Raw genomic sequence first — 16,636 nt, 5'->3', positions numbered from 1 at the left:
CTCAAAGAACTACGTTCTTAAAGCCCTGCAGGCATTTGCTAATGATGATAAACGAGATACTCTTTATTACTCTCGGGCAGCTATAGAAAGCCTAACGGATCGGTTATGGACTTGGATGGGAAGAAGTGGAGATGGGCGTATTGAACTTAAACTTAGTGGGCCAAGATCACCTTGGGAATTGAATAATAAGTGCAATAAAATTCGTTCTTCCTTGAGAAGGAATCAGAATCAGTCTATTTCAATTATTTCCTCTCTGGGAGCTCTAGATGCATTATTAGGGGTGGCTGGCGGCTCAATAGAATGGGGATACCTAAATAGTGGAACTCATGATTCTCAGCGAGATGGTGAGTTTGATCGCTCGGCTGTTGAAACTATTGTCCAAGCTGTAGGGGCATTAGATCAAGCGTTAACGGATCTTAAAATGGGCGATAAAAAGTAGCACATAACAAGTCAAAGCACTCGGACGCAGCAAAGCTGCGCTGGTCTTTGAGGCGTTAATCCATAGAAATTTTTATCCGAAACTGACGAGTTAGAGTTAATGCTTTAACTCGGAAGTGTCCAAAAGAGTGTTTTAGTAATCAATAACTTACTCTAAGCTGTTGAACAAGGACAAAATACAGTTGAATTTTGCTCCTTCGTCGCTTTTCAGCCTGTAACAGGGCGTTAGGTTTTATAAGGAAGCAGTATGTATTGCCCATCATGCAATGGAACCATCAAGTATTTTTCAAAGGTGAATTTTTCTTTTGGCAAAATAAAGACATGCCCACATTGCAAAGAAAGAATTAAGCACTCTATCAACATAAAGTATTTCCTAATTGGCTTTATTCCAATGATATTCTTTCATCTTAAGATATTAGGCCCTATATTGTTTGAGTTTGGCGTACCACATGCATATTCTGTAGCCCAGTTTATGACTTTTTTTGTGTTTATAACTTTACTTCATCAGCTTAAACTTGCGGATAAACCTAACAAGCCACTGTAGCCGTGCGCTCCGCACTCATGGACAAATACTCGCAGGCTTCCAGTCGCAGTGCTCGTGAATTTTAGTCTGCGGTATTTGCCTCGAAGTAGAGTGTCCGATGGGATTAGACCAGAACAATAGGCTGGATACTCAAACGTGTTTTGTCCCCAAAACGGGCTGGTGAATCACTCTAAGACAGAGTGATTCAACGAATCAGACTTGCCTAGTCTGGTTCACGTGCCGAATGCCGTCATTTTACATTAGCTTTTGTCCTCCTAGGCAGTCAAGCAGCCCTATTCACTTAGCATTACTGTGCTACAATCCTAAATGAGAATTATTTGCATCAACTCGGTATTTATGGTAATATTACACATGGGCTAGTTCTAGCCTCCGTTGTTCTACTCAAGATATAAACCATATATTGTCGTTACCCTTAGATCTTCTCAATAAGCTATTTCTTTTCAAAAGGAGGTATTTTAATGCCTGAATAAAAATATGTGCTCAATTAATAGAATAATTTCAAATTAAGTTGGCTGATTATTAAAAATAATAAGGAGCAATATGCTAAGTAAACAAAGCCAGGGTTATTTAAATTATGCTAAAAATCGTATAAAGAACCGTCAAGGTGAGGCAAACATCATTACAACTCATCCAATTCCAGAAGAATATAAGCTTGTATTTCTAAGTGGATTGCCTAGTTATATGATTAATGCGAAAGAGCTTAAGGGGATAAACACGGAGGGAAGTATAGTCCTTGTAAAGGATATCATTTACAAGGTAGTAAAACGACTAACCATATCTAGTAAGGTTCTCGAGCTACATCTAGATGATGTATCACCTCAATAAAGCAAAGAAATCTAATACGTCACTTTTGCTAATGCGACTTTAACGAGAGCTTGATCGTGGCGTTGGTAGCCCCTTATCTGGGCGTTATAACACTCGTCACGTTAGTGACACCCTTCTCCCACTCCCGAAAGGAACTTTGAAAATGAATAACGTACAACTACTTACTGATGATGAACTTATTATACTAAACACCATACTGGTAAAGGAGGTTACGAACTTAAGTAGGAGGCTAGATAATGAACCCGATTCAAATACTTTAAAAATTGGTAACGCCTCCCTAAAGGGGTTAATCTCTATGTATAACGAATACCAGCAAGAAATTAAACTTAGAGGTTTGGTGTAATCTTTTCAATCAGGTATTGCAGCGTTTGCGATGGGTAATGGAATCATAATCTTTGGTTCTATTATCTCATTCACTAACCGAACTAATAATTTGCTAATGTTTATTACTCATATTTAATGGTAAGCACCCTATGAAATATAATTTCCACATGGACGTATACGACAAGAACCTCAAACTAACTTATGACCCAGAGACTTCTATATTGGATAAGAAAGAGGTTTTAAACTACTTTCTTGCATATAAAGCTGAAATCATAAACAGTAATGACTGTCCCAAAGAGGTTACAGACGCTATACAGCACTTAAAAGAACAAACAATACCCTACAATAAAGGTGACGAAAGCAGTTGGCAAAACAACAAAAAGGTATTCTTTATAATGAGTATTGCTATTGGTATTACCGTTCTTTTCATTTGGCATTTAATACTCCCTCATTTAAATGAAGTCGTGTTATAACAAGGCTGTCATCGGACTGCTACGCTTTCAGCTTACTGTAGCGTTATGGTTGTTATGTTTGAATTTCGTGGTAATGCGTTGTCAGTCCCTTAGGCGGGCATCAAAATGAACCATTGAATCACTCTACCCCAGACTGATTCAACGAATCAGACTTGCCTAATCTGATTCACGCGCGAACGCGATCATTTTTAATGAGCTTTGGGCTAACAAATTTTTGCCCCATTCCGTGTTTCGGCTCGTTAGCTCAATCGAGAATTCCCACTCCTGCTGCCATACATATTCTTATCTATTTGCCTATGTTTGGCCTTACCAGAAATCGGCTAACAATGTATGGGTATACAGTCGTATTTAAATTTCGGTGTTTTGGTCTGATTTTCAGACAAAATCAGTGCGCACTAGTTTCATCCGAAATAAATAAAACTCTATAAAATCAGTTAAATATAGTAACTGAATTTTAGTTAATAGGTTTGGAAAACGCGCATGCGCATTTTTCCAGATGGTGTATTTGGCAGAATGCTGATAAGTTCTTTGCATACAGATAGTTAATCGTGCGCGTTTTCACTGGTCCAACGAGGTAAACAAGCATGCGCACGAATAAAATGTTATCTGATCTATTAAATCATGGTGAAAATCTGAAAATGGAACCAACCGAATATGAGCTTTTTGTAAAGGAGCTGCATCAGAAACTAATCGACAGACAGGGACATAAGGGAATCGAAGTTAAGCATAATGTAAAGATAAAAGGGAAAAGCAATGCTGTACATCAAATAGATGTTTACTGGAGTAATCACATGGCAGGAGTTGCTCAGCATTATTGCGTAGAATGTAAATATTGGAAGTCGAACGTCAAGAAATCAGATATTGCGTCATTTATAAGCGTTTTGAATGACATCGGAAGTGCTCGCGGAATATTTGTTACAACCAAAGGATTCCAAGAGGGAGCCCAGTTTCTTGCGGCGCAAAATGACATAATATTAATTACAGCAAATCAAATAATAAACAAAATTCCTGCTATTTTAAAAATAGGAATGCCTACTTTTGAGGATGTTAATGTTAGCTTCGAGCAAGTAGAAGGCGAGAAGCTAGCGCGCCTTAATGAATGGCTATTAATAAATCACGACGATATAGCCATCCTTGATGGCTCAGGCGAGATCATAGGAACACTTTCTGAGCTAATTAATAGCTTCAGTCATGAGTATGACGGTAATTATGAAGAAGATATATCAGGAAACTACGTGAGGGTCTTTGAAGACTTGGTGCAACTGAATAGTGTAAGCTATTTTTACAGAAACAATTTTTTTGAACCGTTGACTCTAAATGGGTATAGCGAAGCTGCAGAAGCCATTGCAAATTACATTCTCACCAATGAATCAATAAGTATTGGCTTGTGACTCCATTGGCCTCCGGCAGTTGAGCCGAGCGTTAGGTGCTCAACTAGTCTGGCAAAGCTCTGTAGATTCACTATGAAATATTTTTAGATTCATATTTGCATCAGATTGCAATCTGCATTATAGTTCTCTTCATCATAAATATGGAGGACTATGTTATGTCTGAATTGAAAACGCTCATAAAAAAATCAAAAGCAGCAAAATCAGATTTGATTGCCACAACTGTACGAATGCCACAAAGTCTTCATCTATATATAGAAGACTTGGCATATAAGTTAGGCTTATCGAAACAGGAAGCCATTCTTAAACTTGTTGAGGCTGGTGTCGAAGTAGCTGAGCTCGAATTCGAAAAAGAAGATGATGTGCCATCAAATTTTCATGTTCTCAATACAAATAGAAGACACAATGAAGCTGATCAAGATCATATGCTAAGTTTGGGTATAGCCGCAGCCTTCTATGATCCATGGAAATACAATATAGACCGTATCAAAAAGGGGGATATTGTATTCCTATATGAAAACGGTGTTGGAATTGTTGCGTATGGTAAAGGGAGTGGGGTCACTAAAAAGAAAGATCGTCACGAGGACAAAGACGAGTGTCATTATCAAGAGCTAAATGACTTTGTAATCTTAGAGACTCCTCTATCTGCAGCACGCATCAAAGAAATTCTGGAAAGAAATGTGGTGTTTTTGAGAACGATGTCTGGAATGCCTGATGGTAAAAAAGTTCTTGATGAAATTAGTTTACAGCAAAGCACCTAACAAGTGGCAGCAACTGACCGTCAAAAGTGTCACGCCTTTTGTACCAAAAGTCGCGCCATTTTTTCCGGCGGCTATGCCAGGCGTTATATTTTTTGGAGAAATTCGGTGATAACTAAAATTAAGAAAACTCGAAAACGAATGGCGAAGGTACAACAACGAACTTATGGGGTACGTGTCAGAAGTGGACGAAGCACTTTATATAATCATCTAATTAATGATGACAATTCGCAGAAAATCTTATCTCACTTGAGTGTTGGCTTTGAGCAAAATTTGTTCTTAGCCTCACTTGAAAATTTATCTGATAAAGGCAATCCTGTTCGCTTCAATAACTTTGCTTATTGTATGCGAGAAATAATTAGCATAATCCTAGCTAAGTACTCAGATGACGATGAAATTCAGAGATGTGCGTGGTTTGTACCACCTTCGGATACAAAAGTAACACGCAAACAGCGTGTAATATACTCAATTTGTGGTGGCTTAGAGCTTGAGTATGTGAAGCATGAAGTTCTTCAGATTGAAGAAGACGAAGAAAATATCCTTGATCAGACACTAAAAGTATTTGGTAAAAAATTTGATGAGTTAAGTAAGTATACTCATGTTCGATCCGATAGCTCGTTTAATATCAGTAATGATCTTTGCGAGAAATTGTCAAAAGAAGTATTGAAGTTAACTAGTGACATTGTTCGTTTGGTTGAACAATGTCGTAGTGAAATTCAAAATTTAGTACGTGAACAAATCAGTGAGACTGTAACTCAAGAAGCACTCACAACTACGTTAGAGGGCTTAGATATATTGTCATCTCACGGACACGTAAATGATGTGGAAGTCTCAGAATTTTCCGTTGATGACATTGACAGCCAATGGGTGAAGGTTAAGGGAACTGGCTATGCTTATTGTACATTGGTTTGGGGATCCGGAAGCGATTTTAGAAACGACAATGGCGCGACTATTGATGAAGATTTCCCTCTCAACTTTACGGCGCACATACCTTTGGGTAATTTCAATGATGTCCAAATATTTGAGGGGGATATTGATGTAGATAACCGAGAGTGGTTTGGCGCATAAAAAATATAACAATCTGTTTAAGAGTGATTCGCAACGCGTGGCATTTTTACTATGCGTTGGTTTTAGTGTTTAAAGTGGTATGCTGGACCTTCGGCATTGCTTTGCTCACACCTTAACAGGGCAAGAATATGAGTTACCTTCCCCAATCCTTTTTAGACAAGTATGGCGACGTTTATGACATTAATTCTAAAGAGAGATTAGATATTAGTAGAGATGATCAGATTTCATGGCATTTACTGGATCGTGCCCGAGAGGCATCAGAACTTGCATTGAAACTTGGTGGACATACTCAATTGCGCGTATTGCACGCCTACCTTCCTAGTTTAGAACCTCGAGCTTTTGCATATTGGTCTTCCCAGTCTCCTAACGACTATGTAATAGCCTGTAATAGGGGGACTTGTGAAGTAATTCGGCATGCGCTTAACACTGCTGATTTTCGTTCTTTATTGCCGTCAAGTATAAAAACTCTTTGCAAACTTCACGTAGATGACTTGGAAGACCTTACTGTTTCTATAATATTTGCGACAGTCTTGTATCATGAAGTTGCTCATGTCACGAGGTTCCATCTTCCGTACCTAACTGAAATTAAAAGAAATGAACCCGATTCATTGCCAAGTGCTATAGGGCTTTGTGAAGCTGATGCGGATAAATGGGCTGCATACTTAATTTCATCAGATCTTTTAGCGCAGGCAGCAGGTATCAGCAGGGCGTTAATGCTATCCATTCCTATTGAATTGGTTTTGCGCGAAGTATTGACCTTGTACGGCATTGGGCTCCACATATGGTTTGCGTTTTTTAATCAAGAAAACTTTCCAGTTTCGTCTATCTATCCCCATCCTCTAATACGTTCGACTCGAATTACTATTGGCGCTGCGGATAATATTCCTGGAGAAACTGCATCAGATTCGACAGTGTTAGATAGAGCGTTCTCTGTTCTAGATGGGCTTGCCGCTGTTGAGCAATCGCTGGAGCGTTCAAAAGAATCGAATCAACACCCTTTTGATCTCGCTTCCGAGATGAATGCAATCAATGAAAAATTTACCAGCATAGAAAAGCTCCTTAATTCTCAGCTAATTGATATAAGATCTAGGTGGGGAGGGGGAAATGAAGCCTAACAAGGCTATCAAATTGACGGTTTTTCCGTCGCTTGTTTTGCGGTTAAACGCTACGCTCCCGCAAAGCAATCAACTCCAAAGCGGCAATTTTTAGCGGCGTTAAGAGGTAAGGATGGATCCGAGAGAATTTCTAGAGTTTCTCCGATATGCAGTAAGTAGGGTTGGCCCTGGTTACTATGGATATTCAGAGAGAGTATATTGCTATGAACTATATCACTTTCTTCGTGTGGCAATGTTTCACAGGCAACTAAACGATACCCATCCTCATTTATTCTTACATTCAGAGATTGTTAAAGTTGTACTTAATCAAACTGATGCAGAAAACATAGGGATTTATCCACTTAATAATCAGCGATCGCCAGATTTTATTCTCCATGAGCCTCATACAGTCGATAATCAGATAGCTGCTATTGAAGTAAAAACGACACAAAATGTTGGGTATGCAGCATGTCTAGATGACCTAGAAAAGCTAAGCGAGTTAAGGCGCAGCTATCACTTTCAAGTTGGAGTTTTCCTTTGCATAAACTCAGAAATTAATAGGGTGTCTCAGCATATTACGAGGGCTAGAGGTGAGGGGGTCGATCTAGACCCTGAGGTTATCATTATGGCTGTGCCTGGATACGGACAACAAATCCAAGAGCAGACAATTGGTCAGTTACTCTCTTAACAAGACGCTACAGCCGGACAAATTTTCCGCAGAGCGCGGCGTTATACCTACTATTAAAATCAGCGGTAAAAGGGAAGTCATGGCTCAATATAAAGATGTATATAATTTTCAATACAAGGTTTTTGAACCAGCTACTTCAGAGTTGTCTGAGAAAGAAATAAAAATCATGTTAAAACAACTATATTAGTATTTCCCATATACAGATAACGGTGATGGCAACAAAGAACCCTATGCTACGGACAATGATTACTCGAAAAAGTGGTATAAATGCTACGACCATTTGCTAAACCTCTTATCCATGAAAAAACAAGTATTTCGATACAAGCTTTCACTTACATTATCAATTGTTGCAGTTGTAGTATCTGTCATTGGTGTTGCAGTTAGGATTTCAGTACTGGGGTAAGTACTTATAACAAAGGACGCAAAAAGCTTGGCTTGTGTCACTTCGTTCCAAATTTTAGCCAAGCATTTTGATCCTGTTAGTCGGGCATTAGCTATCTTTTCTCACAAATAGTAAATTTATCAGTTAAATAAATATAAGGAGATATACGTATGTCAAATTTGACAGGTCTTACAAAGGAACAAATTCTTCCTCTATTGAACCTGCAATTAAAGAATCATCCAGAATATTTTGATGGAATGAGTTTTGATGATCTTGAAGTTGTAAATGGAATTTTTGTACCGAAAGCTCACTTTTTTCTTGATGCTGATGGACGTCCTACTGAAAAAACAGAAGTTGCTCAAAAAGTTTATAATGAGGTTTTTGCTGAGTTTCTACCTAAATAGCATACAAACTGTTCAAGAGGGATTCACAACGCTTGGCATTTTTGCTATGCGTTGCGTTTAGTGTTTAAGGTGATATGCGGCAGCATCGGTATTGCGTTGCTCACACCTTAACAGGGCGTTATCTCCATAGAAATTTGAATCCGAAACTGACGAGTTAGAGCAAAGGGGCTATCACGCTTTTGTCCAAAAACGAGTCGCTTGCTATTCAGTCACGCTATCGCGTTTTGTCTGCTGATTAAGAATGAAACATTAAAAAATAATAGATATGTGACTATTTATGCACATTGTGCTGCATAAACTGAGTTTCGCACTAGTTTGTCACGATAATGCGAAAAACACGTCGATTAAGCGCTATAACTCGCGAAAACTGCACTTTAACAGTTATTAAAGTGCAGATTTTTCCGAATCAGTGTAATTCGCATAACGTTTATTAAGCTGGTCAATTTTTGTAGACAAAAACAGTCCACCACTTACTTAAGATAGGTAGCGGCTAAGCACTGCCTATCCTTATTTCTTAAACATATTTTAATTAATTCTTCTTCGGCCTATTACACTGAATTAACATACGTTAATAAATATCAACACCCAAGTAATGGACAAACTTCTATCCATCTTAAATCTTCTGAATTACCCCAAATATTGCATGAGCCTAGGCCTCGGACATTGCCTAGTTTTGTTCCTGTAGCAAAAGCTGTAAGGATTAAAGGGGCATGCGGGCTGTCTTTCTGCACAGAGAAGCGTCCGGTACTAGCACAAATTGGACGATCACTCTCAGTATTTCCGGAAACTCTAAACAGAATGGCATTATCAACAGAAGCAACATGCACAATTTTTCCTCCGTTACTATCGCCGTCAGCGAACACATTGTTGACAAAAAACATAAACGTGTAAATTACGATATATTTCATAATATTTCCTTTGCTAAATAACCTGAACTCGGGATAAGAAACTGTTAGTAAGGTTCGATTATGCAACAAAAAATCCAAAGTGAATAGTTCAATACAATTCAGTTGAAAATCAATTTAAAGACTAAAAATCTGATAAGTTTCTCTGTTTTAGACCATTTGGATTACTAGTGTATTTACATGAAAAAATCTATATTTATCGTTTTTGTTAGACAAATAATGGCACCGGTTATTATTTTCTTCTTTCTATTTTATATTGCTGCTTATTGCATTAATTAATGCTTCATGTTTTAGGTGTTCATGAATTAAATACAACTAATTCATAATTCCATACTTATTTGGTTAAATAATATTCAATAGCTAATTTGATGTAGTAATTGGTGTCTCATACGGTATTTGCGGCTCGCAGTAAAAAGTATTATTTAAGTTGAAACATGGTTGATACATTTTGACCTTTTGTGTTAAAGTCTCGCCAATTTTTTGGTGGCATTAGTTCGTTACTTCTAGGTAATAGGCTAGGCTCAATCAAAGTCTAAAGACATGGGATGTTATGAAAAGAACTAAATTTACAATATTGAAGGCTTTTTTTTTCTTATTATTAACTTTTGATCTCGGTTTGATGGAGCCTGCATTTGGTTCGGTATCAGTGCTTGCTGGTAATTCTGAAACCAAGTTTGTACAGCAAGATGATTCGAGTTTTGATACATTAATTATAGACAAGCCAGTAAAGGGGATTTCATATAATGAATTTTCAAACTTCACAGTATTATCTAAAAAATTAGTGATTTTTAATGGTTCAGAGAGTGTCAACCACTCTACAGCACCAGCTAATACAATTATCATAAAATCATCGAGTATCTCCATCTCAAACGAAATAGAAATCATTGGTGCTCCAGCAAATGTTTTATTTATTTCACCTTCAATATCTTCAGTGCTAGTCTGTAAAGAATGTTCATTTAATAATGTTGGACGAATAACATTTGCATTAGCATCTATTGGAACTAAGCAAGTAACTCATGCTTCTGGTGTTGTTGGTAAGTTAACAGCGTTAAATGCCGGGCGCATACAGTTATCAAATATTGTATCTCCTGGAGTCCAATCTTTGGAGTTGATTGCTGACAATATATCAATTGGAAATATTGATCTGAATTTAAGGGCTGATGCACACCCTGAGGGCGGATATGTAATTCACCCTCAAGGGAGTAAAATTGTCGGCTCAGGGGGTATTAGTTTCTATCCTGGAAAAATGGTAATAGACTATGAAAATTTGAAGGTTGACTCTGCTGATGTTGTTGCAGAGGAGTTCGTGTTAAGCAGCAAAATTCGTGCTGCATCAGTTGCTATTCTTAGCCCTAAGAATATTAAAATTACGTCTACGGCTGATATTAGTACTATATCAGACATACTCTCGAGTAGTACATTAAGTGGCCAATTTTATGCTCCCATTGAAGGAATTTTTATCCAGAGTGCGGGGAATAAATTATCTCAATCGAGCTTTGGCAATGTTACTGTGGATGGAAAATTATCATCTGATAATAAAATTCTTATAAAATCGCTTAATAGACTCGATATCGGTGCGTCAATTGTTACAGAAGAACTCTCTTTAATATCTGCTAATGACACTTATTTTGCAGGCCATACCCAATCAGAATTAATTGAAATTGCTGCTCGTAATCTATTCAATAGTGGGAGACTGGCATCAAGAGTAATCAATGCAGAAGCTGAAAATAACATTTATAATAGTTATGGTGGTGATATTAAAGCAGGGGAAATTGTGCTCAAGGCCAATGCCGGTAACGTTATAAATGGCTCTCGAAGTAACAAAAAATCATTTTCTACGGTTGCAAATTTACTCCCAATATCATCTGATTTAACGTCTCTTAAACACGGTATTTATTATGATGTCGTAGAGTCAGGTGTGTTATCAAGTAATTTATCCGCCAATATTTCAGGAAATATTATTTCCATTCAAGCTAAAGCATTTGAAAATATTAACCCTTATTCAATTATTAAATCGTCCTCCGATGATTGGAGTGCTGGTATTTCTGTTAATAATCAACTGGCTAATCAGGTTTCAATTCGGGCAGAGAATAAACTTGAAATTAAAGCATCAAATTATGTCCTTAACTCATCTGCAATAATAGGCTTGAATCAGTTTGGAGCTTTAGTTATTAACTCGCCTAAATTCAGTAACGAGCGCTATCAAATGCAGATGGAGAGCTATGTATATAACCAAGCAGTTATGAGCTCCGATATAAGTCGAAAATATGATTCTGCAAGTATCGGCACTACAACTAAAATAATTGCTTACTCCCCTCCTGCAAGATTTTATTCGTTTGGCGAATTTAGATTCAGCGATGGTAATGACACTGACTCTATAAATGAGCAGTTTATAAACGAATTATCTTATTTTGAAGTATTTTCTGATGCGCATTTCCATCAGACAGAGATTAAAACAATTGGGTTAGAAATATCTGAAAATTATGATTATACCAATTTGCATGATATACGAAATTGTTTAATGTCTCGCACTTGTGATGGTGAACATGTGACAACACTTGCAGAGGCTGAAACCTTATTTTCAGTCAGTGGAAGCATTTATGGAGTGGATAAAAGTATAGCGTCTCAATCTGATTTGAATATCGCAAATATCAATATTAGACAAGCTAAAGAAATCGATGTTATTAACAGATACTTAGCACCATTTTTTTACAAAAATAATGATTATGAGTACGGGACAGTGAATCATTCTGAGGTCCAAGGAGATATGCTTACAGGTGTGCGTACCCAATGTAAAATGGCGACCTTTAAAGGTTGGGGGGTAAGTCGTGAGTACAGCAAGTGCCAGAATAAAAATTTTCAAGTAAGCATAAGCTGGTTGTTGAGTGAAGAAGCAAAGGAACGTGAGCTGGGAGCTACAGGCTATACACCTGCACAATTTGAGGCAGCAAGCAAAGCTTATGTCGATACATTGCCAACTCAGCCTGTTATTTGGACTGCTTCTCAGAAGAAGGCGTTTACTCGTGTCGCTAGTGTGCTTACATATTCATCTTATGCTATTGATGGATGTTATGTGGTCATAGGGTACAAGCAAACAAATACATTTCATGGCTCTTATTATGCCTCTTATAGTAATACTCTTACTGAGAATTACGGCATTCGAATACCAATCAAACTATTAATGAAATCAGTGAAAGGTAAGCCTGATAATAATACATGCCCATTGGATAACTTAGAGCCTAAGAGTTATACAGAACAACAGTATACCGATGCGGCTAAAAAGTATGTATTGACGTTACCTATTGACTCCAGCCTATGGAGCACAGCATTTAAACAAGTACGCGATCGTAAGGTGAATGGAACAACATCTAATACTATAAGTTATATTTCTTATTCTCTGAGTGGAAATGACGCTCTAGTTCATTACAAACAAACTGAGCAGTATACTGTCACAGTGCAATATGCAGGGACTAGGGCTTTCTCTGAGTCACATGATTTAACTAAGCGTATTTCTGTTGCTGAATTAATGAACTATTTGCCATATTAGAATCGTAGGATTACATCAATGAGTAATAAAATTAAAGAACATGTAACCTATGTCGCACCAGTTTGGCAAAGGTTTACGGCTTATCTCATGTCATGCTTAATGTTGTTGCAAATTTGTTTGCCTGCGACAGTGCAAGCTGTAGAATTAATTTCTGATTCATTTATTGAGTCTGACGTTAACTCAAATTCACAGTTTGAGCGTGTCTATAATAATAATAGACAGTTTGAAAAGGCATTTTATATAGAAGATGCTATCGGTACAAATACACAAACAATAGAGTTGTTTCATCAGAAACTGTTAGCTTTCAGGAAAAGTGCACTGCATTCTCCTCAGATGATCCCTATTATCAATAATGGTATAACTATTATTATCCCTAACTACCCATTAGGGAAACGTATTGGAGATCAATATGTTCAGGCTCGTTTCGTAAGATCTCAAATATTTAACTTACTGAATAGGAATTTACTTAATGACTCTTATTCGACTGAAGTTGAACAGATAAATGATCTCTATAATCAGGCTTATCAATTCAGTGCTACTTCTTCCGCTAAGTTCGGCGATAAAATTACCCGCGCTCAAGTCAATTCATTTGGGCATAATTTTATTTGGCCTGAAACTCGACTGGTAAATAATGAAGCTGTCCTTGTACCTGTTGTTCATCTCACCGATGCCACTGTTGCTGAGTTATTAGTGGATAGTCATAGAGTCGAATTCTCGGGAGCTGAGGCCAAGTTTAATACTATTACTGTTAATGCTGGCACAATTTATACTCGTAGAGGGACTTTTATCAGTACAGCGGGTAACTTTACCGTTAATGAAGGCGCAAGTGTCGTTGCAAAAGGTGATTTAAACTTACTCGTTGGCGGTACTTTACAAAACTTATCTGGCCGTTTTTCTGCTAAAGACAATGTCAACATTATTGCTAATCAGTATCAACAAAAAACGATGGTTCATAGGTATGCGACTAAGTATGAGCAGGGCACTCGTTTAGGACAAATTGCCAGTGTTGATGCATCAAACGGACGAGTCTCTATTCGTAGTTATGGCGATATTGTGGTGCAAGGTGGAACAATCTCTGGACAAAACATAGTCCTCAATGCTGATGGCAACATCCAGCTGGCAACTCAGTACACTACTTATGTGCATAATCAAGCTGTTGGCGGTTATGACACTTCGCAATCAATAATTGAACATACAGCCACAAAACTTAGTGCTAGAGACAGCATTTATTTAATGGCATCAGGTGCCATAGAGCTAAATGCCGCCACGCTCACTGCTGATAATGGGGTGATTCAGATACTCGCAGAGCAAGGTATTTATATTGCTAACGAGTTTAACGAATTTCAATCATCTCGTTCAGGCAAAGTAGGTAAAGTCACCTTGCAAGAGCAGGAATTCCAAACGATTGCGATTCGTTCAGCTCTGGAAGCTGGTAAAGGCGTAATGATAGCGTCAGATTTTGGTGACATCACCTTACAAGCGACCAAAATTAAGTCCGGTGATGGCGCACAAATAAATGCGCTTAACGGTAAGGTCAACCTGTTACTGGCTAAAGAACAAGACCACTATTTCTATAATCGTGTCAAAAAGGGCTTTTGGCGCATAAAAACTGAAACAAAGACTGATACAGTCGATACAGCCGTTTATAACAGTATCGTTGGTGGTATTAAGATTCAGGCAACACATGGCGTCACGCTTGAATTTGGGCAAGAGGAGGGGGTTACTCTACAAGACTCTCTCGCTATGTTCGAACAAACGGACGATCTTGCATGGATGGCTGATCTTTATAATGATCCTCAATTATCTGCCAATATAGAATTAATTTATCAAGAACTTGTTGAACTCCATAAGCACGATAAGTCGAGTAGCTTAAGTCCTGCTGCTATGGCTATTATTGCTATTGCGATGGCAGTGGTTATGGGACCTGGCGTGGGATTGCTCGGCGCCAATGGGGCTATCGGTGCAGTAGGAATAATCAGCGCTCCTGTTATGCAAGCTGGTGCATTAGCATTAGCGACGCAAACGGCGACAAGTCTTGCAAACGGTAATAATTTGGCTGAAACAGTCAAGCTGATGCACTCAAGTGACACGGTAAGAACAGTTGCTACCGCCATGGTGACGGCTGGCGCTATTCATGCCATTGGTGAAGTCAAGCTATTTGATATGCCATCAAGCGTTAATGCTTCTACAGACTTGATCAGTGCGCAATCCGCAATTGATTTAGCAAACCAAGCTACGCAAATAGTAGTTGAAACCACAGTCAGTACTGGTATTTCAACTGTTATCAATGGTGGTAGTTTGGGCGATTTTAGAGAGCAGTTTGTGCAAGGCCTTGCTATGTCGTCAATGGATAAAATTGGCGAGGTATTAGCGAAAGATATTGGTGAAGCGGTTAACAAGGGTTCAATTAATGAAGCTGTGAGATATTTAGCACATGCCTCACTTGGGTGCGCCATTGGTTTAGGGGTTGCTTCCGTTTCAAAGGGACAAGATAGTGGTGTTAGCTGTGCTTCTGGTGCTGGTGGTGCTGTAATTGGTGAAGTTATAGCTGATCAATATAAATCTCAACAAGATTACGATGCTAAAGTCAAAATACTTGAAAAGACATTGAAAGAATTTGGAATTTCAGTAGATGCTTTTGAAAATTTAACTGATGCACAGAAAGTACAAGTGCTCAGAAATAAATCAAGTATTGATACAATTCAGAAAATCAAAGCAACTGGAATTGACCTTGCCAAATTAGGGGCTGGACTCGCTGCATTTATTGCCGGTGGTGAAGTTAATATCGCTGCTAATGCGGGGGAGAATGCAGCCGAAAATAATGGATTTTGGTTTGTGATACAGGCTGCTTATATGCTTTATAAAGCCTATGAAGTTTATCAAACTATTGAAGGCATCATCGAGCTTGGAGAAAAACTAAAAGCTGCACCAGATGAAGCGACAAGAATGAAAATTCTTGCTGATCAAGCCGCTATGATGGGATTAGAAATTATCATAGGTAAAACCACTGGGAAAGTATTAGAAGAGATACTTGATTTTGCGAGGAAAACTGGGCTAGGTAAGGACATCATTAATGAGATCTCCTATCTTATTAAAAAAGCCGATGAAGGTCAGTTAGGCAGCTATACCGCAGGTGCTGGTCAAGGTAATAAACTTGATGCATTTCCGGAAACCGGAACAAAGAAAATGGGGGATGCGGCTGATACCACAAATGTACCAACCGTAACATCTGGCGGACATCTTAATGCTTGTAAAATTCGTGACTCAGCCTGTGCAATTGAAGTAGATAGTTCACTCCAAGGTAAAATAGATTACTTTGTTGAAAACAGTGACCGAATGACAAAAGCAGAGAAAGGTGCTTATGTCGAAGACTTGGTCGATCAAGTCGCTAAAGCTGACGCTTCAATCCAGATGATCCCTGCAAAATATGGCAGTAACAATGGTATCGATCATCTGTTTATTGTAAAAAAAGGTGATGGTACTACTTTAACTTTAGTCATAGATAGCAAGCAAATTTCCGCCACAGGCTCGGTGAGTTTAGCTACTGGTTCTGGTGGTCATAAACAGTTAACTGATGACTGGATTGATTCTGTGCTGACTAAGTTCCCAGTAAATGACCCTGCTAGAATAGCAATACTAAATGCTAGAAGGACTGGCACTTTAGTCAAGGCGGTTACAGCTATTAACAAAGACAGTAATCAATTGTGGTTTATACCAGTAAAATATGATGGTAATTGAAAATAGTTAAAGCCAGAGTACACTACAGAACTTATTTTGACGAAGCTATCTAAGAGGCAA

The 16,636-nt window shown here is 38.2% G+C and carries 11 protein-coding genes and 1 pseudogene; 11 read left to right on the top strand and 1 reads right to left on the bottom strand.

Translation table 11 applies throughout. From position 1 onward, the window contains the following. The 9 genes and pseudogenes from L5L94_RS20745 to L5L94_RS20700 all read left to right on the top strand — a co-directional run. A pseudogene (locus tag L5L94_RS20745) lies at positions 1-439 on the top strand (ATPase); the annotation flags it as partial. A 1,083-nt stretch (positions 440-1,522) separates the two neighbouring features. Beyond that, positions 1,523-1,807, top strand: a complete 285-nt coding sequence (locus L5L94_RS20740; RefSeq protein WP_263164896.1) for a hypothetical protein — start codon at positions 1,523-1,525, stop codon at positions 1,805-1,807. A gap of 473 nt (positions 1,808-2,280) precedes the next feature. Continuing rightward, positions 2,281-2,604, top strand: coding sequence for a hypothetical protein (locus tag L5L94_RS20735; RefSeq protein ID WP_263164894.1), 324 nt, complete (start codon positions 2,281-2,283; stop codon positions 2,602-2,604). Positions 2,605-3,188: 584 nt separating this feature from the next. Beyond that, on the top strand, positions 3,189-3,995 hold the full coding sequence (locus L5L94_RS20730) for a restriction endonuclease (RefSeq protein ID WP_263164892.1): 807 nt from the start codon (positions 3,189-3,191) through the stop codon (positions 3,993-3,995). A gap of 155 nt (positions 3,996-4,150) precedes the next feature. Continuing rightward, positions 4,151-4,753 (top strand): hypothetical protein, encoded by a 603-nt coding sequence (locus L5L94_RS20725; RefSeq protein ID WP_263164890.1) that lies wholly within the window; start codon positions 4,151-4,153, stop codon positions 4,751-4,753. 3 nt (positions 4,754-4,756) lie between these two features. Next, positions 4,757-5,818: a hypothetical protein gene (locus L5L94_RS20720; protein WP_263164888.1), complete on the top strand. Its 1,062-nt coding sequence runs from the start codon at positions 4,757-4,759 to the stop codon at positions 5,816-5,818. 128 nt (positions 5,819-5,946) lie between these two features. Then, positions 5,947-6,933, top strand: coding sequence for a hypothetical protein (locus tag L5L94_RS20710; protein ID WP_263164885.1), 987 nt, complete (start codon positions 5,947-5,949; stop codon positions 6,931-6,933). A gap of 112 nt (positions 6,934-7,045) precedes the next feature. Beyond that, the gene (locus tag L5L94_RS20705; protein WP_263164883.1) at positions 7,046-7,600 is read left to right on the top strand and encodes a hypothetical protein; all 555 of its coding nucleotides are present in this window, start codon (positions 7,046-7,048) and stop codon (positions 7,598-7,600) included. Positions 7,601-8,152: 552 nt separating this feature from the next. Further along, positions 8,153-8,386, top strand: a complete 234-nt coding sequence (locus tag L5L94_RS20700; protein ID WP_263164881.1) for a DUF2498 family protein — start codon at positions 8,153-8,155, stop codon at positions 8,384-8,386. 578 nt (positions 8,387-8,964) lie between these two features. Here the strand turns inward: L5L94_RS20700 and L5L94_RS20690 are convergent. Next, positions 8,965-9,294, bottom strand: a complete 330-nt coding sequence (locus tag L5L94_RS20690) for a hypothetical protein (protein WP_263164879.1) — start codon at positions 9,292-9,294, stop codon at positions 8,965-8,967. Positions 9,295-9,841: 547 nt separating this feature from the next. Here L5L94_RS20690 and L5L94_RS20685 point away from each other — a divergent pair. Both L5L94_RS20685 and L5L94_RS20680 read left to right on the top strand, forming a co-directional pair. Continuing rightward, a complete protein-coding gene (locus tag L5L94_RS20685; protein WP_263164877.1) occupies positions 9,842-12,838 on the top strand; it encodes a hypothetical protein in 2,997 nt (998 codons plus the stop codon). An 18-nt stretch (positions 12,839-12,856) separates the two neighbouring features. Beyond that, a complete protein-coding gene (locus tag L5L94_RS20680; RefSeq protein ID WP_263164876.1) occupies positions 12,857-16,576 on the top strand; it encodes a DUF637 domain-containing protein in 3,720 nt (1,239 codons plus the stop codon). Positions 16,577-16,636: the final 60 nt, after the last annotated feature.

Origin of the sequence: Shewanella sp. SM21, assembly GCF_025654335.1 — a bacterium.
GTDB lineage: Bacteria > Pseudomonadota > Gammaproteobacteria > Enterobacterales > Shewanellaceae > Shewanella > Shewanella oncorhynchi.
Note: the sequence above shows the minus strand (reverse complement) of the source record. Positions and strands in the feature narration are given on the sequence as shown.

Bases quoted from the DNA above. Each gene is read 5' to 3' on its own strand.
- L5L94_RS20740 (WP_263164896.1), top strand. From the start codon at position 1,523: ATGCTAAGTAAACAAAGCCAGGGTTATTTAAATTATGCTAAAAATCGT.
- L5L94_RS20730 (WP_263164892.1), top strand. From the start codon at position 3,189: ATGCGCACGAATAAAATGTTATCTGATCTATTAAATCATGGTGAAAAT.
- L5L94_RS20735 (WP_263164894.1), top strand. From the start codon at position 2,281: ATGAAATATAATTTCCACATGGACGTATACGACAAGAACCTCAAACTA.
- L5L94_RS20725 (WP_263164890.1), top strand. From the start codon at position 4,151: ATGTCTGAATTGAAAACGCTCATAAAAAAATCAAAAGCAGCAAAATCA.
- L5L94_RS20700 (WP_263164881.1), top strand. From the start codon at position 8,153: ATGTCAAATTTGACAGGTCTTACAAAGGAACAAATTCTTCCTCTATTG.
- L5L94_RS20710 (WP_263164885.1), top strand. From the start codon at position 5,947: ATGAGTTACCTTCCCCAATCCTTTTTAGACAAGTATGGCGACGTTTAT.
- L5L94_RS20690 (WP_263164879.1), bottom strand. From the start codon at position 9,294: ATGAAATATATCGTAATTTACACGTTTATGTTTTTTGTCAACAATGTG.
- L5L94_RS20685 (WP_263164877.1), top strand. From the start codon at position 9,842: ATGAAAAGAACTAAATTTACAATATTGAAGGCTTTTTTTTTCTTATTA.
- L5L94_RS20680 (WP_263164876.1), top strand. From the start codon at position 12,857: ATGAGTAATAAAATTAAAGAACATGTAACCTATGTCGCACCAGTTTGG.
- L5L94_RS20705 (WP_263164883.1), top strand. From the start codon at position 7,046: ATGGATCCGAGAGAATTTCTAGAGTTTCTCCGATATGCAGTAAGTAGG.